At 47.1% G+C, this 21,067-nt stretch carries 16 protein-coding genes, 11 tRNA genes and 1 rRNA gene; all 28 read right to left on the bottom strand.

What is annotated here, in order from left to right; translation table 11 throughout:
* Positions 1–2: 2 nt before the first annotated feature.
* Positions 3–1,421, bottom strand: coding sequence for an ABC transporter substrate-binding protein (locus FHS17_RS13580; protein WP_167278965.1), 1,419 nt, complete (start codon positions 1,419–1,421; stop codon positions 3–5).
* 293 nt (positions 1,422–1,714) lie between these two features.
* Entirely contained in the window at positions 1,715–2,401 is a 687-nt protein-coding gene (locus FHS17_RS13575) for an LrgB family protein (protein WP_167278964.1), read from the bottom strand.
* On the bottom strand, positions 2,394–2,747 hold the full coding sequence (locus FHS17_RS13570) for a CidA/LrgA family protein (RefSeq protein WP_167278963.1): 354 nt from the start codon (positions 2,745–2,747) through the stop codon (positions 2,394–2,396). Before FHS17_RS13570 ends, FHS17_RS13575 begins: the two co-directional genes overlap by 8 nt.
* Before the next feature lie 165 nt (positions 2,748–2,912).
* Positions 2,913–3,884 carry a Gfo/Idh/MocA family oxidoreductase gene (locus FHS17_RS13565; RefSeq protein ID WP_167278962.1) on the bottom strand — a complete coding sequence of 324 codons (972 nt, stop codon included), beginning with the start codon at positions 3,882–3,884 and terminating at the stop codon, positions 2,913–2,915.
* 93 nt (positions 3,885–3,977) lie between these two features.
* The gene (locus FHS17_RS13560; RefSeq protein ID WP_243865350.1) at positions 3,978–4,382 is read right to left on the bottom strand and encodes a cupredoxin domain-containing protein; all 405 of its coding nucleotides are present in this window, start codon (positions 4,380–4,382) and stop codon (positions 3,978–3,980) included.
* A gap of 188 nt (positions 4,383–4,570) precedes the next feature.
* The gene (gene glmS, locus FHS17_RS13555) at positions 4,571–6,403 is read right to left on the bottom strand and encodes a glutamine--fructose-6-phosphate transaminase (isomerizing) (protein ID WP_167278961.1); all 1,833 of its coding nucleotides are present in this window, start codon (positions 6,401–6,403) and stop codon (positions 4,571–4,573) included.
* A 677-nt stretch (positions 6,404–7,080) separates the two neighbouring features.
* Complete coding sequence (gene glmM, locus FHS17_RS13550) at positions 7,081–8,421, bottom strand: phosphoglucosamine mutase (RefSeq protein WP_167278960.1); 1,341 nt, start codon at positions 8,419–8,421, stop codon at positions 7,081–7,083.
* Positions 8,422–8,548: 127 nt separating this feature from the next.
* A complete protein-coding gene (locus FHS17_RS13545) occupies positions 8,549–10,006 on the bottom strand; it encodes a CdaR family protein (protein ID WP_167278959.1) in 1,458 nt (485 codons plus the stop codon).
* On the bottom strand, positions 9,999–10,844 hold the full coding sequence (gene cdaA / locus FHS17_RS13540; protein WP_167278958.1) for a diadenylate cyclase CdaA: 846 nt from the start codon (positions 10,842–10,844) through the stop codon (positions 9,999–10,001). The genes FHS17_RS13545 and cdaA overlap by 8 nt, the downstream gene beginning before the upstream one ends.
* Before the next feature lie 232 nt (positions 10,845–11,076).
* A complete protein-coding gene (locus tag FHS17_RS13535; RefSeq protein ID WP_167278957.1) occupies positions 11,077–11,709 on the bottom strand; it encodes a zf-HC2 domain-containing protein in 633 nt (210 codons plus the stop codon).
* 99 nt (positions 11,710–11,808) lie between these two features.
* Positions 11,809–12,375: an RNA polymerase sigma factor SigW gene (sigW, locus tag FHS17_RS13530; RefSeq protein WP_167278956.1), complete on the bottom strand. Its 567-nt coding sequence runs from the start codon at positions 12,373–12,375 to the stop codon at positions 11,809–11,811.
* 108 nt (positions 12,376–12,483) lie between these two features.
* Positions 12,484–13,404: an EamA family transporter gene (locus FHS17_RS13525; protein WP_167278955.1), complete on the bottom strand. Its 921-nt coding sequence runs from the start codon at positions 13,402–13,404 to the stop codon at positions 12,484–12,486.
* A gap of 161 nt (positions 13,405–13,565) precedes the next feature.
* The gene (locus FHS17_RS13520; protein WP_167278954.1) at positions 13,566–14,690 is read right to left on the bottom strand and encodes a S1C family serine protease; all 1,125 of its coding nucleotides are present in this window, start codon (positions 14,688–14,690) and stop codon (positions 13,566–13,568) included.
* Between the two features lie 189 nt (positions 14,691–14,879).
* Complete coding sequence (gene ppc, locus FHS17_RS13515) at positions 14,880–17,690, bottom strand: phosphoenolpyruvate carboxylase (RefSeq protein WP_167278953.1); 2,811 nt, start codon at positions 17,688–17,690, stop codon at positions 14,880–14,882.
* Positions 17,691–17,876: 186 nt separating this feature from the next.
* A tRNA-Gly gene (locus tag FHS17_RS13510) sits at positions 17,877–17,950 on the bottom strand.
* Positions 17,951–17,957: 7 nt separating this feature from the next.
* Positions 17,958–18,034: transfer RNA gene (locus FHS17_RS13505), tRNA-Pro, on the bottom strand.
* 29 nt (positions 18,035–18,063) lie between these two features.
* Positions 18,064–18,140 (bottom strand) — tRNA-Arg (locus FHS17_RS13500).
* Between the two features lie 6 nt (positions 18,141–18,146).
* A tRNA-Gly gene (locus FHS17_RS13495) sits at positions 18,147–18,221 on the bottom strand.
* A gap of 170 nt (positions 18,222–18,391) precedes the next feature.
* On the bottom strand, positions 18,392–19,243 hold the full coding sequence (locus FHS17_RS13490) for an ABC transporter ATP-binding protein (protein ID WP_167278952.1): 852 nt from the start codon (positions 19,241–19,243) through the stop codon (positions 18,392–18,394).
* A 196-nt stretch (positions 19,244–19,439) separates the two neighbouring features.
* On the bottom strand, positions 19,440–20,174 hold the full coding sequence (gene nfsA, locus FHS17_RS13485) for an oxygen-insensitive NADPH nitroreductase (RefSeq protein ID WP_167279484.1): 735 nt from the start codon (positions 20,172–20,174) through the stop codon (positions 19,440–19,442).
* An 89-nt stretch (positions 20,175–20,263) separates the two neighbouring features.
* Positions 20,264–20,346 (bottom strand) — tRNA-Leu (locus FHS17_RS13480).
* 24 nt (positions 20,347–20,370) lie between these two features.
* Positions 20,371–20,443: transfer RNA gene (locus FHS17_RS13475), tRNA-Lys, on the bottom strand.
* Between the two features lie 8 nt (positions 20,444–20,451).
* Positions 20,452–20,526, bottom strand: a tRNA-Gln gene (locus FHS17_RS13470).
* A 9-nt stretch (positions 20,527–20,535) separates the two neighbouring features.
* Positions 20,536–20,611 (bottom strand) — tRNA-Val (locus FHS17_RS13465).
* A 36-nt stretch (positions 20,612–20,647) separates the two neighbouring features.
* Positions 20,648–20,722 (bottom strand) — tRNA-Glu (locus FHS17_RS13460).
* Positions 20,723–20,738: 16 nt separating this feature from the next.
* Positions 20,739–20,814: transfer RNA gene (locus FHS17_RS13455), tRNA-Thr, on the bottom strand.
* Positions 20,815–20,817: 3 nt separating this feature from the next.
* Positions 20,818–20,893: transfer RNA gene (locus tag FHS17_RS13450), tRNA-Asn, on the bottom strand.
* Positions 20,894–20,977: 84 nt separating this feature from the next.
* A 23S ribosomal RNA gene (locus FHS17_RS13445) occupies positions 20,978–21,067 on the bottom strand; the annotation flags it as partial.

Raw genomic sequence — 21,067 nt, 5'->3', positions numbered from 1 at the left:
AATTATTCGCTTTCGATTCCGAGCTGATCTGTAACGGTTTGCTTGAAGTCTTTGAGCGCTTGTTCGCGGCTCTTGCTGCCTGAAGCATATGCACGAACTTGATCACGCCAGATCAGGTTGATCGATTCGTCATATTGAGTCAGGTTTTTGCCTGTAGCGTTAGCGTTAGCTGGAACAAAAGCTTCGAACATGTTTTGTCCGCCAAGCAGCGGAACTTCGCCGTTAGACTTCGACATAACTACAGAGGATGCAACGCTGTCCTTCGTGCCTTGCTCGCCCTCTTTCATCGTGCCGTTAGCCCAGTAATACTGGAGACCTGTCTCGGACGTATCAAGCGTAACCCACTTAACGAAGTCAGCAACCGCTTGTTTCTTAGCATCGTCCTTCGTAACATCTTTGTTAGCAAGCAGCCAAGTACCACCCCAGAAGAAGCCAGTCGTTGGCTCCGTAACAGCCCAGTCACCATTCGTGTCTTTCACTTGACCATTCATCACATAGTTGATCAGCCAAGCTGGACCAAAGAATCCGAAGACCGGTTTCGGGCCTGTGCCGGACATATCTGCATACCAAGCTTCCTGCCAGTCTTGTGTTCCATTGCTGTAGCCGTTGTCTGTCAGCTTCTTGGAGAAATCAAGGAATGCTTCACGCTTAGGATCGATATGAAGCTTACCGTCAACGATCCAGCCCTTGTCGGAGCTGTTCTCAATTGCGTGCCAAATATCGCCGTCGCCGGAAACAATCGCGTAACCTTTTGCTTTCAGCTTATCAGCTGCAGCGAAGTATTTATCCCATCCAGGACCAACCTCGTTTTTGATTGCTGCAGGATCATCCGTTCCAAATACATCTTTTGCAATTGAACGACGATAAATGAAGCCGCCTCCTGTTGCTTGATAACCAAGAGCTTTTAGTTGACCGTCTTTGCTGCCGATATCAACCGAATATTGCGCGATGCCCGCGTCCTTCACCAGTTGGTCGTCAAGACCAAGGTCAGCATAGTTTGCTGCATAGCTGGATGCATCACCTTGTGTATACTTAAGTACAAACGCCGCTTCAGCTGCGAAGATGTCCGGAGCGTCCTTGCCGCCGCCGGCCAGAGCTTGGTCAAGAGCTGGCTGATAAGCACCGTCTGTCGTTGCGATTACTGTCGTTTTAAACTCTACATTTGCGTCAGGATGAGTTTCCAAATACTTTTTCGTCATGTTCGGAATTTCATCAGTGAAGCTCCAGAGATTAATCGTGACTTTCTTGCCATCATTCGTTGCTGGCGCCTCTGATGCAGTAGCAGTAGATGTTGTTGGGCTTGGGCTAGATGAGTTTGAGTTCGAATTCGAGTTGTTGCTCGAGTTCCCACACGCTGCAAGAGCCGTTGTCATTACAAGCATTGCAGAGATCCCCGTTAAAGCACGTTTCATTCGTTTCATACTTTGCCTCCCTTTTAATTAAGCCTTGTTTTTGTGTGCGTTATCTTGTAACCGCATTCATAATTATATGTCCAAAAATTGTCAGCCGTAAGGATACCATTGTTGGTAAAAATTCCACTTTTATTGGTTTATTGTTCCAAAGTCGTATGTGATTGGATCTCTAAATAAGTCTTTCGCCTCAAACAGCGAATAGTTCGCTCGGTACCTTAACATTTGACCTCATCAATAGGTAACGCAAAAAAAGGTACCCATCGTCAACTAATAACGATAGATACCTTTTTCGATATGAACTATTAAAGCCACCAAATGAGTGGTATGCAAAATATAGGCGTCAATATGCTCGACAGCCCCATTGCGAATGCGCTGATGCCGCCTTGGATTTCGGAATCACGCATGATGCGCGCTGTACCAATACCATGTGAGGCCGTACCCATAGCCGCTCCAATGGCTATATCACTACGAAACTTGCACAATTTAAGAATGCCGGGTCCAATCATACTGCCTAGCAGCCCTGTCAGTACGGCGAATACACCAGCTAGTTCAGGGGTGCCGCCTAATAGATCAGCAATTTCAATCGCAATTGGTGTTGTGACCGATTTGGGCAGCATGGTGAGCATGATTTGTTTCGAGCCATGAAGAAGACTACTTATTCCCCATACGGCAAGCAGACCGCAAATCAATCCCGCACTGACTGCTGTAACGATAGGGACAAGCTGATTTCTTAGATTTTGAAAATTCTTATAAAACGGAACCGCAAGAGCAACCGTAGCAGGCCCAAGGAAAAAGGTAATGACGTCCCCCCCTGCACGATATGCCTCATAAGGAATATCGCTGAGCAGCAGCAGTACAATAATGCCTCCTGATGTTACAAACAAGGGATTTAACCAGCGGTATCGACTGTTAAGGAGTTGAGCCCCCATATAAAAGACTACAGTAATCGTAATTCCAAAGAGCGGCTGCTCAAACCATGCCTCATTCATAGGTACGTTCCTTCACCTTTCCAGACTGCCTTGCCGCAACTCCAGCAGTAACGAGTAGAACAATAATAGTTGCAACAATTAAAGTAACCAACACTACTAACCACTGATCTCCAATCACTCCAAAGAACATCATCGTTCCAACGATGACAGGTGCGAAAAAAATCATCATATGCTTTAAAAAAAATTGTGCGGTCTCCTCAATCCAAGCGAGCTTAATCCATCCTGCAAACAAGCTGATCACTAGCAACACCATCCCAATGACATTCCCCGAGATCGGTACGGACAGTAAGGTGTGAATGGCATTCCCCAATAGCGTATACCCAAGTAATATGGCTAATCCTCTCATAAGCTGGTCATCTCCTTTATATATGAGAATAATATCCCTTACCAGGAGATAAGCGCAATTGTTGAATGTATAAGTTAATACCGTCAATAAGTAACATGCAAAAAGGCACCTACCGTTAACTAACGATAGGTGCCTTTATTAAGTGGTGATCAACTCTAGTAAAAATTATCTCAGCTTAACAGGTAGTCCCGTTCTCGCTGATTCATTAGCCGCCATCGTTACTCGATGAGTCTCCCATGCATCCTCATAGGTGGACAGAATTCTGCTGCTGTCTCCTGTTCTAACGGCATGAAGGAAGGCTTCATTTTCCCTCACGTATGGATTATTCGACGCTTTGTACTCGGTCTTCTGGTCGGTTTCGATATCAACAAGAGCATCTCCTGTGATCTGAAGAACCCCTGTATTTGTATAAATCTGCAGGCCTGCAGAACCACCGGCTGGAATCGCACACGTATTGCTGATTGTAGCAACCGCACCGCTCGCCAGCTTCATCGTTACTGTTCCTACATCAGGAGCCGTAACTCCCTCTTCCTTGCTTGACATGTACCGATCTCCATAAGCCGCATAAACTTCATTCACGTCACCAAGCAAATAGCGCATCAGGTCCACAATATGTGTCGTCTGCTCGACAAACTGACCACCGGAGGTCTCCATATTACGCCACCAATATACGCCTGGCATCGAGCCCATCCATTGTCCGAGTGCCATGAGTGGTGTCCGGTTAGCAAGAAGCTCCTTTGCATGATTGGTGCTGTCCATGTACCGGAAGTGATAGCCAACCGAAGTCAGCAGTCCTTTCTCCCTAACGGCCTGACGGATCCGATTTGGCGTAGCTTCATCAACACCAATCGGTTTTTCAACCAAGAATGGAATACCCCGCTCCACAAGTGCAAGCTCAATCTCACCATGTGCAAAAGGAGGCGTGCAAATATAGACTGCATCCAGCTTGCTATCCTCTAGCATAGCCTCTATAGAATCGTAACCACGTGCATCACGATAAGGCTTTGCCGCCGTTTCGGCCTTCTCAAGACTTGTCCCGCAGAACGCGCTGACGCTAATATCCTCCATCGCAGCAAGCTTTTCCGCATGCATCCGTCCAAACCAACCTGTACCTGCTATACCAATTCGAAGAGTCACTTAATCTACCACCTTACGTATGGGTTATTAATACTCTTCCCCATTGTTGACCTGCCTCCGAAGGATGTCAAGTAAAACCCTGAATACCTCCGTCTAGACCACCGTAATGGTCCCATGGTACATATACATATCGCAGTCGAATTGATAGGTTCCCGGCTTAAGATCCTCTAAAGTTGTGAAATTATCACCTTTCTTCAAATAGACATCAAATCCCAAACCTTCTGAATCCACAGCTCTTATACAGGTCAAGCTGGTTGTTTTGATGAAGTTGATCTTTGTAGGAACTCCTGCCTTAATCTCCACATGATCAGGGTAGAAGCCATCTCCTTTTGCCTGAATAGTAACAACTTGATAACCATCTTGCTCAGTTACTGCAGCAGGTGCTTCTACGGACGACTGGCCATTCGGATCATAAAATAAGACGAAGAATAAAACACATATAATAAATATGACTGAAATTAACCATGTTGTTTTCGATCTGATTATGCTTTTCATCATAAATTGTACCCCTTCCGTGCCAACTACTTCAAAGTGTGACTAGGTTGATTATACACCTTATCATGTGATTAGTTTGGCCTGCCATATGGCTGTTCATTGAAGGAATGGTGAAAGTTTATTTACATTTATGAAAATAAAAAAAGCTCGCTGATCAACAGCGAGCTTTAATATATATGATTGCTCTTTCCTTACTCGACCGTTACCGATTTTGCAAGGTTACGAGGCTTATCAACATCATGCTCAAGTGCAAGCGATGCATAGTACGAGATCAGCTGCAGCGGGATAACCGACAGAGCTGGTGAAAGAAGTGGCAATGTCTTCGGAATCGCGAACAATTCGTCAACGGATTTAGCTACTTCTACTTCGTTACCTGCGTTTATAATACCCAGTACATGAGCGCCGCGGGCTTTTACTTCTTTAATGTTGCTCAGTGTTTTCTCATACAGCTCTTCCTGGGTTATCAAAGCAATAACCGGAATACCTTCCTCGATCAGAGCTAGTGTACCGTGCTTCAGCTCCCCTGCTGCATACGCTTCGGAGTGAATGTACGAGATTTCTTTCAGCTTCAGCGAGCCTTCTTGTGCGACTGCATAGTCGACACCACGGCCGATGAAGAACAAGTTTTTATGATGCGAGATCGACTCAGCTACTTGCTTCAGCACTGGAGCATTCTCAAGGATGATCTCCACTTGCTCAGGAAGCTCGCCTAGCGCTGTGATAATGCCTGCTACTGTCGCTTCGTCTTTCGTACCCAGAATGCCAGCAAGGTGCAGACCAAACAGGTAGAATGCAATCAACTGCGAAGTGTAAGCTTTTGTCGATGCTACCGCGATTTCTGGACCTGCCCAAGTTACGAGCACATCATCCGCTTCACGAGCAACCGAGCTACCTACAACGTTAGTGATTGCCAGAACACGAGCACCATTGCGTTTCGCTTCACGAAGCGCTGCAAGCGTATCTGCTGTTTCGCCCGATTGGCTAACAACGATAACCAGCGTGTCAGGTGTAATGATTGGCGAGCGGTAACGATATTCCGATGCTACGTCCGTCTCAACCGGAATGCGTGCGAGCGATTCAATAACGGTTTTACCAACCATACCTGCATGGTAAGCCGTACCACAAGCAACAATATGCACTTTGCGAATCGACTTCACATACTCAGCTGTCATCGAAAGCTCAGTCAGGTTAACCGACTTGCCGTCATCCGCGATACGGCCAAGCATTGTATCACGATATGCCTTTGGCTGCTCGTGAATCTCTTTCAGCATAAAATGATCAAATCCGGCTTTCTCCGCTGTCACAAGATCCCAATCGACATGGTATATTTCCTTGGAAATAAATTCGCCCTCTGTCGTCATGAGTTCGACACCATCACGTGTCAATACAGCCATTTCGCCGTCGTTCAAGATGTACACATTTCGAGTATGCTCCAAAATTGCCGGAATATCCGAACCAATGAAGTTCTCGCCTTCGCCAACGCCAATAACAAGCGGGCTTGCAAAACGAACTGCAACCAGACGCTCTGGTTCGAATTCTGTTAATACGCCAAGCGCAAATGCGCCGCGCATACGTTTTACAGCACGTTGTACTGCTTCGACAATGTTGCCGTCATATTCGTCAGCAACCAGGTGCGAAATAACTTCAGTGTCAGTCTCCGACACAAAACGATGGCCTTTAATCGTTAATTCCTCTTTCAGATCCAGGTAGTTTTCGACAATGCCGTTATGCACGACCGAGAACTTCGCCGAGTTATCTGTATGAGGATGCGAGTTAACGTCAGATGGCTTACCATGAGTTGCCCAACGTGTATGACCGATACCAACCGAACCTTGCAGCGGCTCATCACGCAGTTTATCCTCAAGCACAGCCAGACGGCCTTTAGATTTCTTGATCTCCAGTCCGTTCGTTGTGAATACCGCAATACCAGCGGAGTCATAACCCCGGTATTCCAGCTTCTTCAACCCTTCGATCAAAATATCCTGAGAATCACGTTTACCAATATATCCTACAATACCACACATATAATAAAGACCTCCGTTTAATCGATAGTTGTCTCTCAACTATGAATACGGATGCCAGCCGATATGTGGCACAGGCGTATTACCCCTCTGCCCGTGCCAACCTATCAGGCGGCACCATAGACATACGGGAGCATGTTTAATTCCTCGAATGAATGCAATAAATCAAAACAACAAGTGCAGCCTGCCGTACGTTTGTAAGATCGGTCGCCCAATCCCTTTGCGTATCGGCTTTCGGTTGGCTTTGATAACCGGAAGGTCCCCGCCGAATAATTCGAACACCTTCACCTCGTCAGCTTCCCGTATGATCCCTCATGCTCGTAACTCCATAAGGCAAATCATCACGCAAGCTCTGGCGCTTATATTACTAGTTACAACCACTATCCTCGCTTTCCTGCTGGAATCATACTTTCTATCATATTCACTTTCGACTGGTTTCGCAACCTGAACTTTAGGCGCAGGACGAACAACTCCGGTAATTTCTCCTAATAATATCCGCTTTCTCGTCCGAAATGCCCAAGCCCGGCCATACATTTGCCCCAACTTTTGAAGCAAATAAAATCCCTTACATTACCTATATATTCAATCGCCTAGCCGCAAATACAAAAGTCTCCACGGAATCGTGGAGACTTTTGTATTTGTCGGCAATTAGTCGGCAGTAGACTTAAGCCCGCTAACTTTTAGCCTAATTGCTGTTTCACCACATCAACGATTCGAGCCACATAATCCTCAATCTGGTCTTTCTCTGGGCCCTCGGCCATAACACGGATCAGCGATTCGGTTCCGGACGGGCGAACGAGTACACGGCCGTTATCGCCAAGCTCCTGCTCAACTTCCTCAACCGCTTTAACGATAGCTTCATTACCCGCATATAGGCTCTTATCCTCTACACGAACGTTCACCAGCACTTGCGGATATTTGCTCATCAGGTTTTTCAGATCACTCAGCTTGCGGCCCGAAGCTACCAGCGTATCAACCAGTTGTAGAGCCGTCAGAATACCGTCACCTGTTGTATTGTAATCGAGGAAAATAACATGACCGGACTGTTCGCCGCCAAGGTTATATCCGCCCTTACGCATTTCTTCCATTACGTAACGGTCTCCAACAGCCGTCTGAGCCGTTTGCAGACCAATACGCTGCGTTGCTTTGAAGAATCCGATGTTCGCCATTACAGTCGTTACAACGGTATCATTTTTGAGCTTGCCAGCCCGCTTCATTGCATCGCCGCAAATGCAAAGGATATAGTCGCCATCGACTTCCTCGCCTTTGTCATCAATAGCAATCAGACGGTCAGCATCGCCATCGAACGAAAGACCCAGGTCTGCACCATGCGCCAGTACTTGCTCACGCAAGTATTCCGGATGCGTCGAGCCCACGCCAGCATTAATGTTGCGGCCGTCCGGCTCCGCTCCAACTGTAATAATCTCCGCACCAAGCTCCCGGAATACTTTTGGTGCCAGCTCATATGCCGAGCCATGTGCACAGTCGAGTACGATCTTAAGGCCCTTGAAATCACCATTAATTGTCGTTTTCAAATAATCAAGGAAACGATATTTCGCATTATCATCATTCGTTACGGTGCCGATTTCGCCGCCGATTGGACGAGGTAGTTCATCGACCTCAGCATCGATTAGACGCTCGATCTCAAGCTCTGTTTCATCAGACAGCTTGAAGCCGTCCCCGCCAAAGAACTTAATGCCGTTATCCTGAACCGGATTATGGGAAGCAGAAATCATAACACCTGCATCTGCTTTTAATTCGCGTGTAATATAAGCAACTGCTGGAGTCGATACGACACCAAGTCGAATAACGCTCGCACCAATCGACAGAAGACCAGCAATCAGCGCAGCCTCCAGCATCGGACCCGAGATCCGTGTATCCAGACCGATAACTACCTTCGGCTTATCCGCCTGGCCTGTTAAGACATAACCGCCGCAACGGCCGATTTTATAAGCAAGCTCCGGAGTCAGCTCTAGATTAGCTACTCCGCGCACGCCATCCGTACCAAAATATTTCCCCATATTTTCTCATGCCCCTTTTGTCGTTAAATCTGCTGCTGCAATGGCCTATTCCTAATCCTACTCGATCTGAGGCCGCTTTTGAACTACTTTTAACTACCGCTTTTCCCGCTTCCACTCATACATTCCATTATGGAGTAGTACTTGGTTCCTCAGCGGGATCTTCATCTGAATCAGGAGTGGTAGTAGAACCGGAATCAGCTCCCGTACCTGAGCCAGTACCATTACCTGCATCCGATCCCGTATTTGTATTCTTATCAGGAGGAGGTTCGGTTGCATTACCGGATGAATTTGAATCGGTAGGCTGGCCGCCAGCCGGAATATCCCCGGCTCCCTCCGAGTTGCTGTCGCTTGCTGCATTCTTATCCGTGATATCAAGCTTAATCGTTGGTTTTTCCTCTGCCAGATCAATAAATCGCGGCAGTTTAACAAGGAGCGGAACGGTTGTCGTTCCAACCTTGGCATCACTCAAATCTGCTGACAGCTTCACATCGTCGTTCTGCAGAGCTGCAAGCATATTAGGCGCACCACGAACCGTTATCGATACATGACTATCCCCAGGGTCCTTGAACGACGCCGTGAGTCCTTCCGGCAGATCATTTAATTTAACGGTACGGTCAAGCGTTAACGTCTGGGAAGCCACTACCTTAACCTCTACATTGATTTCAGACGGTTCTACCATCTTCACGTCACCGACAGCTGTAACCTTCGCTTTCACCGTACCGGATTCCTTAATCTTCGATAGGTCGATGGTTACGCCGCCCGTGTAGGTTTCCATCGAATCCAGCAGATTCTGATCACCGTACACGGCGACTTTATCGATATCCGCCTTCACCGAGCTGACACTTAAACCATCCGGCAGACTTCCCGTAAATCCAAGCTGCAACGGCATTGTCTTCAGCGGCGGTGTGACTGGAACCTCAACTTCTACTGTGGAAGGACGAACAATCGCATGCTCCATCGCTTCCCCTTCGGTATCGTACACAATAACCTGTGCTTTCTTGTTCACAACTGACTTTTCTGCACCCTCGATATCAACGGTTGTACGAACTGCTCCAACAAGAGCCATCTCGTCCTTCGGCAGTGTAATGTTCACGATTGTACCTGATTTCACGGATGGAGTACCGGCAATATAACCATTCGCAGGTGTCCCTTCCGTTGCGACCCCAAGATCAAATGTCTTCGTCTCAATCTCTACAATATCCACCGTAATGGAACGTGGCGAACTTTCCACAAGGGTAATACCTTTAGGCAAATCATAGGTCAGCGGCACCACATGCTCACCAGCTGTAATATTGCTTAAGTCTGCATGTACAACATAATCCTCCTCATTCAGCGTCAACAGGCTTGCTTTCCGCCCTTCAACGACCAGCCGAACGACAGTTGGCTCTACTTTTACAAGTGCATATTTCGTTTCATCTAGATTTGTCGGAATAACCGAGGCCGCCTCAATGACTTTTGTATTCAAAGAGGAGGTCACGGTAGCCGGAGTCGATTCCGGATCAAAATGCACCATTGCCCATAAGAGCAGCGCAATCGCAACAGAAAGGATCTTGAGTATCGTCGGATGACTTAACCACTTATCCATCGCGGCCTCCTTTCCGCTTCCAGAACGAGAACGAGGATACGGTTGCCCGCTCCTTACTACTCGTCTGTTTTGGCGTCAGCTCTTCGAACAGCTTGGAGATCAGCGATTCTTCCTTAATATCACGAACAATCATCCCGTTAATAGCAAGGGAAACTTGTCCTGTTTCTTCCGATACAATAACAGCAACAGCGTCACTAACTTCGCTGACCCCAATAGCAGCACGGTGACGGGTCCCAAGCTCTTTGCTGATAAATGGATTCTCCGAAAGCGGCAAATAACAGCCAGCGGCCATAATCTGATTACCCCGGATAATAACCGCCCCGTCATGCAGCGGTGTATTAGGTGTAAAAATGTTCATGATCAGCTCGGACGTAATCCGTGACTCCATCTGAATCCCGGATTCAATCAGCTCGGTTACTCCTGTAGTACGTTCAAAGACGATCAATGCCCCGATGCTTCGCTGAGCCATATGCTGAACAGCCTTCATGACACTTTCAATCTGTTCGGCAACAATATCGCGCTCCAGCGTTGAGGTACGAGCAAACAGCTTGCCGCGCCCCAATTGCTCCAGCGCACGACGAAGCTCTGGTTGGAAAATAATAAGTACCGCCAAGACGCCAAATGTGAACATCTGATTCATCAGCCACTTCAGCGTATAGAGATTAAACCAGGTGCTGATCGCCCAGGTGCCGACCAAGACCAATATCCCCTTAAGTAATTGAACAGCCCTTGTGCCACGCACGAGCAAAATCAATTTATAAATGATATAGCTAACAATGCCAATATCAATAATGTCCTTAATCCAGCCATTCCAAGTCAAATCATTGAAATAATTCACAGATCAACCCCCAAACTGCCGACGACAATTATCTTTAAAATATAAGAATGTATATGATCTTTCTATTCTGTGCTTATACTTCATCCGCGAAACGTATGCCGCTATTTATAATAACGGTTCCACCGTTTACACTTTATCTGGTCTTAACTTTATTGTTTTCTAGAATTGCACTTGGAAACCCTTTTTTTCAGAAAAAAAAATAACTGCCTCTCTGCAAGAGAGGCAGTTCGTCCTAAGAAGCCAATCCGCTGAACGTTTCCGTCACTTTGTACCAGAACCAGTCTAGCGCCTGATCAATGGTCCGGCTTTGTCCTGTAATGTAACCAGTCGATGCAAGATTCAGATTGCCGTCGATGACCGTTACATTGCCATCCACTTCACCTTTCACATCGGCAGTTCCATTCTCAATAACCAAATTACCCTTCACATGGGCACCTTCAGGAACCGTGACCGTATTTCCGTTAATGACAACCTGCTGCAGATCTTCACCGGATACAATCAGCTTTGAATCCTGATCCCACATCGAGGTGAAGCTTCCAAGCATAACAAGCACGAACAAAGCAGCAGCTGTAAGGCCCGGATACTTATAAATGTACCGCAGCAAGCCACGACGCTCTTTCGATTTTGCCGGCTTAGGCAGCTCAGCCATAATACGATTGGTCAAAGCTGATTTATCATAATCGGGAATGGAAACGGTATGCTCTAACGTGCTCAGCATCATCGCTTCCGTCTTCTCCAGCTGTTCAAAGCGGGCTAGGCAAGCGGGACATGAGCTCAAATGAGTCTGTAATTCTCGTGCATCTTCACGCGGCAGATCGCCGTCTAAATAATCATGCATCCATACACCCGCGACGTTGCAATTCATAGCAGCCAGTCCTTTCTTTCGTTTGCTCGCATAAGCTCTCCTCATTTATAGAGTACGTACAGCTCGCACATGATGTTTCACTTTTTTGTGAAAATTGAACTACAGCTTATGCTCCAGTTTTTTTCGTAAAAACTCCCTGCCTCGGTGAACACGAGTCTTAATCGTCGTTACCGGCATATCGAGTACATCGCTGATCTCCTGCAGAGACATCTCCTGAATATATCGAAGCATCATAATCGTCTTATACTTCGGAGGCAGCGAGTCAATCGATTCATGAATAATACGCTGGGTCTCTGTAAGTAAGAGCTCTGACTCTGGCGTACGGTTATCGCTTGGAATCATGGAGTAGCCATCAAGCCCCTCATGATCTGTTGATTCTGCATCAAGAGAGTACGAAGGCTTCCGTTTCCTAAGCCGATCGATACATAGGTTTGTTGCAATCCGGTAAATCCACGTGGAGAATTTAAGCGATTCGTCATATCGCTCCAGATTTTTATAGACCCTCAGGAAAGTTTCCTGAACGACGTCCTCCGCCTCTTGGCGGTTATATAACATTCGGTAGGCCATATGGAACAGCTTGTCCTGATACAGCCCTACAAGCTCAGCAAATGCCCGCTGGTCGCCTTTAAGTGCTAATCGAGCTAGGCGGGCTTCCAATACATTCACTATTCATCCTCCCAAAAAGAATTATCACATGATTTTCGTGATAATTCTTACTTCGTAAGCATGGTACAGTCACGTGCTTTTCGTGATTCTTACTTCGTAAGCATGGTTCTACGTTTGAATGGTTGGCTGACGTAAGCGTGAACCATACTCAGCAAGCACAATACCGCCTAGAATAAGTACGATGCCGGCAATACCGCCAAGCGATATCGGTTCGCCTAGAATCAGCCAGGCACCAACGACCGCGAAAGGCAGCTCCATCGCTCCAAGCATGGACGCAAGCCCGCTTCCGATTCTCGGAATACCGGCTGTAAAAAAGACCGTCGGCAGAACCTGTCCGATTAGTCCAAGCGCAATTCCCCATCCGATAAGGCCCCATTCTCCTTCAAGGCCGCCATCAAACGTCTTATATCCATACATATTTGCAATAACAACAAAGCCAAATGACATCATAATTGCAGATTTATAAACGGGATCATAACCCGGCGCCACTCTGCCTGTCAGGAGCAGGAATAAGCTATAAGTTACCGCAGAGCCAAGGCCAAACCATACACCTGCCCAATCCATATCGGTGAGCTTATTCTCAAACAGTCCGGCCGCGAGCACCGTCCCTGCCATCGCCATCACAATCGCTGCCCATTGCCATTTCGTGGGCCATTTACGTTTCCACAAACTTTCTAGCAAAATCGTAATCCACATGAACTGAAAAAGCAAGACAATTGAGAAAGAAGCATCGAGTCTTTCCAAAGTCTGATTATATAAGACAGTCGTCATACTTAGTCCAAAAATACCGGTAAAAGCTAAAGCCCCCCAGTGCTTCCAACTGAAAGCGAGCTTACTCCATGTTCCTGGTCTTATCAGGACCAGCAGCCAAAGTAATATCGCACCGGCCCCTACTTGATGAACTGTAATTTGCTGAAAGGTATAAGCTTTCTCATAAGCGAGCTTTAGAACCGATGACATAATTCCGTAGCAAGCCGCAGCTATAAGGACCAAAATAACCGCTGTCCAATAGCCAGATGAAGTTTTCATATTACAAAAATCCTCCATTCACACCTGGTCTATTATATCGGTTCTGCCCTTATATAGCAAAGCGGAAGGCACGTCAGTCCTCTTCGATTCTGCCCTTATTATAGAAGAAGCGGAGAGGCCCGCATGCCTCTCCGCTTCAGATAATTTATCAAATAATGGCTTTATACATTATGACCAACGAGCTGTTTAAGTGTTTCTTGAATCGTACTTGTCGGAATGGCGAAACCAATACCTTGCGCCTCAGAGTTCACAGCAGTGTTAATCCCAATCACTTGGCCGCTCGCATTCAGCAGCGGACCACCGGAGTTACCTGGATTAATCGAAGCATCAGTTTGCAGCAAATGCTCGTACACATGATCACCGTCTTCATCACTGATTGTGATTGGACGCTCCTTCGCGCTTAGTACTCCAACCGTCATCGTATGATCGAAGCCATATGGGTTACCAATTGCGATCACCCAGTCGCCAATAGCCGTTTGATTCGAGTCACCGATTGCGAGTGTGGGGAATGCCTCTGTTCCACTGATTTTGAGTACGGCCAAATCCTGTTCCGCATTCTCCCCTACCACCTCTGCAATGAACGGCTCATCATAGCCTTCTACTTGAACCTTCACCTGCGACGCATCTGCTACAACATGCTGGTTAGTTAGGATATAGCCGGATGATTCGAAAAAGAATCCTGTGCCCGTTCCAGCCAGTTCAAGCTGTGAGCTGTCTGTCGAACCTGACTGCCCACTGTCCTCTTGTGTCTGCGGGACCTGTCCAAACCCTTGGAATCCACCTCTTCCTCCATACCCTCTGCCGTTGCTTTGTACCGGCTGCGTGTAGTTCTCAATCTTTACTACTGCAGGAGATGCTGCTTTATAAACATCTGCGATAGTGGCATCAACACTAACTGATGCTGTTGTTACACCTGCTGCCTGCTGCGCCGAGTTACTTGCGGTCGTTGTTGCTGCTGTAGAAGCTTGCTCGTTACCTGTGAACAAGTTTGTCCGGTCCGATGCATACATGAAACCACTGATGACCACGGCGCCAACTAGAAAAGCGGCCACCATCGCTTTTGCCTGCGACTTCTTCTTACCTGGTTTCTTGCTTCCCCATCCTGAATTCCCTTGTTCCCCGCCTTCATCAGTCAACTTCATTAACTGATTCTCGTAGGCTGTCCTAAGAGTAGATGCAGAACGATTGGGTCCGTAAGTATAAGTGTAAGGTTTATGTTCCGCTGTGGATTCCGGCTTATCTGTATCATTTACGTTATTATGGTTATTTTCATATTCATTGTTCATCTTTATCGCTCCTTTTCATTACGACCGCGATTTGCGATTCATGTCCCTTGCTTGATTCCTATCATGAGGCATGTACCTTAAATCAAACTTAAGTGAATTTAAAAGGAGGATAAAGAAATAGACAAATACACAAAAAACCGGACATTCGACTTGTAATAAGCCAAATGTCCGGTTTTATCCATATTTCTATTAGCCTGTATTTCTCAGACCAGCTGCAATTCCGTTAATCGTAAGAAGAACTTCACGGAGCAGTTCAGGATCATCTTCATCCTTCGCACGAAGCTCCCTCAGCTCTGTGAGGAGCTGAACTTGCATGTAGCTGAGTGGATCAACGTACGGATTACGCAGACGAATCGATTCTTGAATGACTGGTACGTTATCCAGAATCTCATCTTGTCCTGTAATGCTCAGAATCATATCCGAAGTCAGCTTATACTCGTTCTCGATTTGAGTAAAGATACGATCACGAATCGTGCTGTCGGAGATCATATCCGCATACTCCTTCGCAATCGTCAGATCTGCTTTAGCAAGTGCCATTTGCAGATTGTCGATCAGCGAACGGAAGAACGGGAATTTCTCATACATCGTCTTCAGTGTTGTCAGACGCTGTTCATCCTCACCCGTGTACTGCTTAAGCGCAGTACCCGCTGCATACCATGCAGGCAGCAAGTAACGGCTTTGCGTCCAAGCAAATACCCAAGGAATCGCACGCAGATCCTCAAAGCGATCGCTGTTCTTCCGTTTCGAAGGACGGGAACCAATGTTCAGTTCGCCTACCTCAGGAAGTGGAGTCGACTCTTTGAAGTAAGTCAGGAAGTCTGGATCACGGAAGATCAGATCCTGGTACTTGTTCAATGCAGTCTCGGAGATGGAACGTGAAATCTCTTCCCACTCTTTCAACACGGCATCATCTTGAGCTTGTGGATATTTCGCAAGACGTGCTGCTGTAATAAGCGCCCACGATGCTTGCTCAAGGCTGCGATATGCAATGCCCTGCATTGAGTAACGCGAAGACAATACTTCGCCTTGCTCTGTAATCTTAATGCCGCCGCCAACCGTATGTGGAGGCTGTGCCAGAATACTGCGGTTAAGTGGCATACCGCCACGGCCAAGTGCACCGCCGCGTCCATGGAAGAACTTCAGCTTAACGCCATGTTCACCTGCAGTTGCTGTAATATCATTCAGGGCTACGCGCAATTCCCAGTTCGCTGTTACCGCGCCGCCGTCTTTATTACTATCGGAGTAACCAAGCATGATTTCATGCAGGTCGCCTCTTGCCGCTACAGCTTGACGATAGATTGGCAGTTCGAAGAGCAGCTTCATGATACCAGGAGCAGCATGCAGGTCATCAATTGTCTCGAAGAGAGGTACCGATTGCAGTGTGCAGCGAACGCTGCCGTCTGCTTCTTTACGGAACAAGCCTACCTCTTTCGCAAATACCATAACCTCCAGCATGTCGCTAGCACCTTGCGTCATACTAATCAGATAAGTCGAAATACATTCTGGTCCAAACTCCTGCTGTGCTTTGTAGACCGTTTGATATACGTCCAGGCACTCACGAGTCGATGGAGAATAATCCAGATGCGACGAAGTAAGTGGACGAGGGTCCTCCAGCAATTTGCTGAGAAGAGCAATCTTCTCTTCTTCGGAAAGCGAGCCGTAGTTCGCTACAACATTCATCTTCGCCAAAATTTCCGACATCGCATTCTCATGCTCTTGGCTGTGCTGGCGGATATCCAAAGCAAGCATATGGAATCCAAACAGCTCAACTTGACGGACAAGCTTACCGATATGTGTATCGGCTACGTAATCTGCAAAATGACCGCGTAAGCTGCGGTCGATGATATGCAGTTCATCAAGCAGTTCGCTTGCGCTGTTGTAACGCATAGGAGAGCCTTTGAGGGACTCATCACGAGTGTTAGCCAGCTTCTCAAGCATAAAGCCGAGCTTAATGCGGTATGGCTCTTTCGCATTACGCCACAGGTCAATACATTTCAGTTCGACATGCTCACGATCTTTCTTGATCGAGTTGATCAGCTCTTCCGATACCTCAACAAGGTTTGTGCTGAAGCTCAGAATGCTGACAAGCTCATGCAATTTCTCTTCATATTTCTTAATAGCAAGCTGGCGGTTAAGCGTCAGCGTCTCCCATGTTACCTTCGCAGTTACCGACGGGTTACCGTCGCGGTCTCCGCCGATCCATGAGCCGAAGCGCAGATAGCTTGGTACATGCCATTTCTCGCCTGGATAGTATTTAGTAAGATTGCGTTCCAGTTCTTCATATACGTTAGGAAGCACTTCGAACAATGTCTCGTCGAAATAATACAAGCCATTGCGTACTTCATCAATAACAGTTGGCTTACGGTCACGAAGCTCATCAGTTTGCCACAAAATAAGCACTTCATTCAGCAGCTTGTCCCGAAGGATCTCGCGTTCACGGTAAGTCAGAGTCGGATTATCAAGTTCCATTACATCTTCAGCAATCCGCTTATGAATATCAAGCACGGCACGACGTGTCGCTTCCGTTGGATGCGCAGTCATAACGAGCTCTAGTGAAATGTTGCTCAAGATCTCTTGAACACCTTCAATATCGATATTACGCTCCTTCAAATCCGAAATAGCGCTCTCGATGGAACCGCGTTGTACACTTTCCCCAGCCGAACGCTCATAATCACGTTTGCGGCGAATACGATGATTCTGCTCTGCAATGTTGACCAATTGGAAATAGATCGCAAAGGCACGGATCACCTGATGGCGAATTTCCGGGCTTAACGATGCAACCGTCGTCTTAAACTGTTCAAAAAGCTCAGGCACAAATTCTGCGCGCAAGGCTTTACTTGTTTCACGAATTTGTTCAACAATATCCAGCAGCTCACGGCCACCTTGATGGACGAGCACTTCCCCGAGTATGTTGCCTAGGAAACGGACGTCTCTGCGCAGCAAATTGTTAGCCTGCGGCCGGTGTTGTGCCGATAAAGTCGATGTTACTTGGTCCGACATACTGATCCTCCTGTACTTTAACGCATTTTCATCTTCTTTTCATCATACTACAAAATGACGCTCGGTTGAAGCCCGAAGCGCCCACTTTCTTTTTAGAACGCAGGAAAGGCAGCCCCCGCAAGGGCTGCCAATGTTAGGATATAAAATATAAAAACTCCTTCCGAAGAAGGAGATTGTTTGAAAATCTGGAGCGGGTGATGGGAATCGAACCCACGCTATTAGCTTGGAAGGCTAAAGTTCTACCATTGAACTACACCCGCATATAAGTGGTCGGGATGACACGATTTGAACATGCGACCCCCTGGTCCCAAACCAGGTGCTCTACCAAGCTGAGCTACATCCCGACAAGTATAAGTAAGTATTTGAGAAAAATTGGCGCGGCCTAAGAGATTCGAACTCCTGACCTTTTGATTCGTAGTCAAACGCTCTATCCAGCTGAGCTAAGGCCGCACATTATGGAGCGGAAGACGGGAATCGAACCCGCGACCCTCGCCTTGGCAAGGCGATGCTCTACCGCTGAGCCACTTCCGCATGTTACTTTCGCTGTCGTCCGTTCCGTTTATCATCGCGGCGACAAGTAATAATATATCACCTTCAAAAACAAAATGCAACTGTTTTATAAAAGTTTTTTTGAGATTATTTTAGAGGACCAAGAAAAGTAAAAGCCGTGCTTACTTAGCACGGCTTTCTCAAGCTAATCATTATGCCCCTGCTGCAGTCAGAATACGTTCAGGCTGTGCTGTTACCAACACTTTATCAGCAGCCGGTTCACCAGCCAATGCATAAGGTAAGCATAAAGGTACACCAGTACGCGGGTCCGGTACAATGTCTGCCTCGATGTTGAACACCTCACGTAAAATATCCGGTGTCATAACTTCGGCTGGCGTACCTTCACCTACAACTGTACCTTTCTTAATCGCAACCATATGGTGAGCGTAACGGGAAGCATGGTTCAAATCATGCACAACCATGACAACCGTACGATTATTCATCTCATTAAGCTTCTGCAGCAAATGCAGAACTTCAAGCTGATGGGCCATATCCAAAAACGTTGTTGGCTCATCAAGGAACAATATATCTGTCTCTTGCGCAAGAGCCATCGCAATCCATGCACGTTGACGTTGGCCGCCCGATAATTGATCTACTGGACGTTCTGCAAATTCACCCATCCCGGTAGCTTCAATTGCCCATTGAATAATGCGGCGGTCTTCCTTAGTCAATGAGCCAAAGCCCTTCTGATAGGGAAAACGTCCATAAGATACGAGCTCTGCAACGGTAAGACCGTCTGGGGCCGTCGGATTTTGCGGCAAAATAGCCAGCTGCTTCGCCACTTCCTTCGTTGACTGCTTATGAATTGATCTACCGTCCAGCAGTACACTGCCTCCTGATGGATGCATTAAACGCGCCATCGTCTTCAGGATGGTCGATTTGCCCGATCCATTGGAGCCTACAAGGGCTGTAATCTTACCTTGAGGAATAGCAATATTTAAATTTTGAACGATGAGACGATCATCATAAGCAATGTCGAGATTCGAAGTCGTAAGACGAATCATGTGACCTGCACGCTCCTTCCGATGCCGTAAAGCGGCCCGTTTCCGTTATTATGCGCTAACAGCGCGTCCGTGATAACAATTATCAATTAACTAGGTATAATGATAATCGTTCTCAGATGAGATGTCAATGACAGAAATGCGATACTTGTCCACATGCATTGACAGTCATGTTTCGGTTCACGATCGGCACATAAACTTATTCGAGCTCGAATCCTTGCTTCTGTAGGAAGGAGCGCATATGCATACGTACTGGCCCTGCCTTGGCTGCCATAGCCTCCGACCAGGTTGTGCCTGCCTTTCCATTTGATCTAGCCCTCATATAATTGCTCATCGTCTCGTCATAAGCATCAATATTTGAATCTATAGTACTCGTATTATAGCTATTCTCGTAATAAACAGCTGAACGCGGCAACCGTGGCCGATCAAGCGGAGATTGATCTGGAACACCAATACACATCCCAAACACCGGATACACATGTTGAGGAAGCTCTAAGAGCTCAGATATTTGTTCTGGTTGATTACGTATGCCGCCAATATACACGATACCGAGCCCAAGTGACTCCGCCGCAACAGCAGCATTTTGAGCGGCCAGAGCAGCATCTACTGTTCCAATAATGAAGTTTTCTGTTGTACTAAGTATTTCCTCATCATAATGCCGCTTAGCCGCTTGTTCCCAGCGGTACAGATCCGCACACCAGACGAGGAAGACAGAACTCTCTTCTATATAAGCTTGATTGCCTGCAAGCTTTGCCAGCTCACTGCGAAGCTCCTTATCAGTAATACCAATAACCGAATAGGCCTGCATATTGCTTGAGGTCGACGCCTGTTGTGCTGCCGTTAATATCGCATCCAATTGTTCAGCAGTAACCGGATCCTTCGTGAACTTCCGAATGGAGCGATGCTGCTTCAGTAAACCTATCGTTTCATTCATCATTATTCTCCCTCATTTCTTAAGTCGTATGGCTATAATGTAGCACAAAAAAACCTTCAGGACATCTCCTGAAGGTTGAGTGTTAAGTATGGTGCGCGTAGAGGGACTTGAACCCCCACGGTTGCCCGCCAGATCCTAAGTCTGGTGCGTCTGCCAATTCCGCCATACGCGCATGGGTGAAACTTATTAAGAAAAGTGAGCCATGAAGGACTCGAACCTTCGACACCCTGATTAAAAGTCAGGTGCTCTACCAACTGAGCTAATGGCTCGTAATAAATGGCTGGGGATCAAGGATTCGAACCTTGGAATGACGGAGTCAAAGTCCGTTGCCTTACCGCTTGGCTAATCCCCAAAGCTGTAATGGTGGAGGCTGAGGGGATCGAACCCCCGACCCTCTGCTTGTAAGGCAGATGCTCTCCCAGCTGAGCTAAGCCTCCACAGGCAATTTACTTCCACCAACACAAAAGAAATTATGGTGACCCGTAGGGGACTCGAACCCCTGTTACCTCCGTGAAAGGGAGGTGTCTTAACCACTTGACCAACGGGCCTTACAAAAACTTCTACTGGAGCTCTCAACCGGGATCGAACCGGTGACCTCATCCTTACCATGGATGCACTCTACCTACTGAGCTATGAGAGCAAATGGCTCCCCGAACAGGACTCGAACCTGTGACAACTCGATTAACAGTCGAGTGCTCTACCAACTGAGCTATCAGGGAATACATTCAAAGCTTGAGCCTTGAAAACTGGATGCGAAAGTGAAACTTCTTAAGCGATGTTTATGAATGAATCATAAACCGTTTTAGGATAAGCCCTCGACCGATTAGTATTCGTCAGCTCCACACATTGCTGTGCTTCCACCCCGAACCTATCAACCTCGTCGTCTTCAAGGG

It is taken from the genome of Paenibacillus lupini (assembly GCF_011761355.1).
Lineage (GTDB): Bacteria > Bacillota > Bacilli > Paenibacillales > Paenibacillaceae > Pristimantibacillus > Pristimantibacillus lupini.
This window is presented reverse-complemented; position numbering and strand designations above follow the sequence as displayed.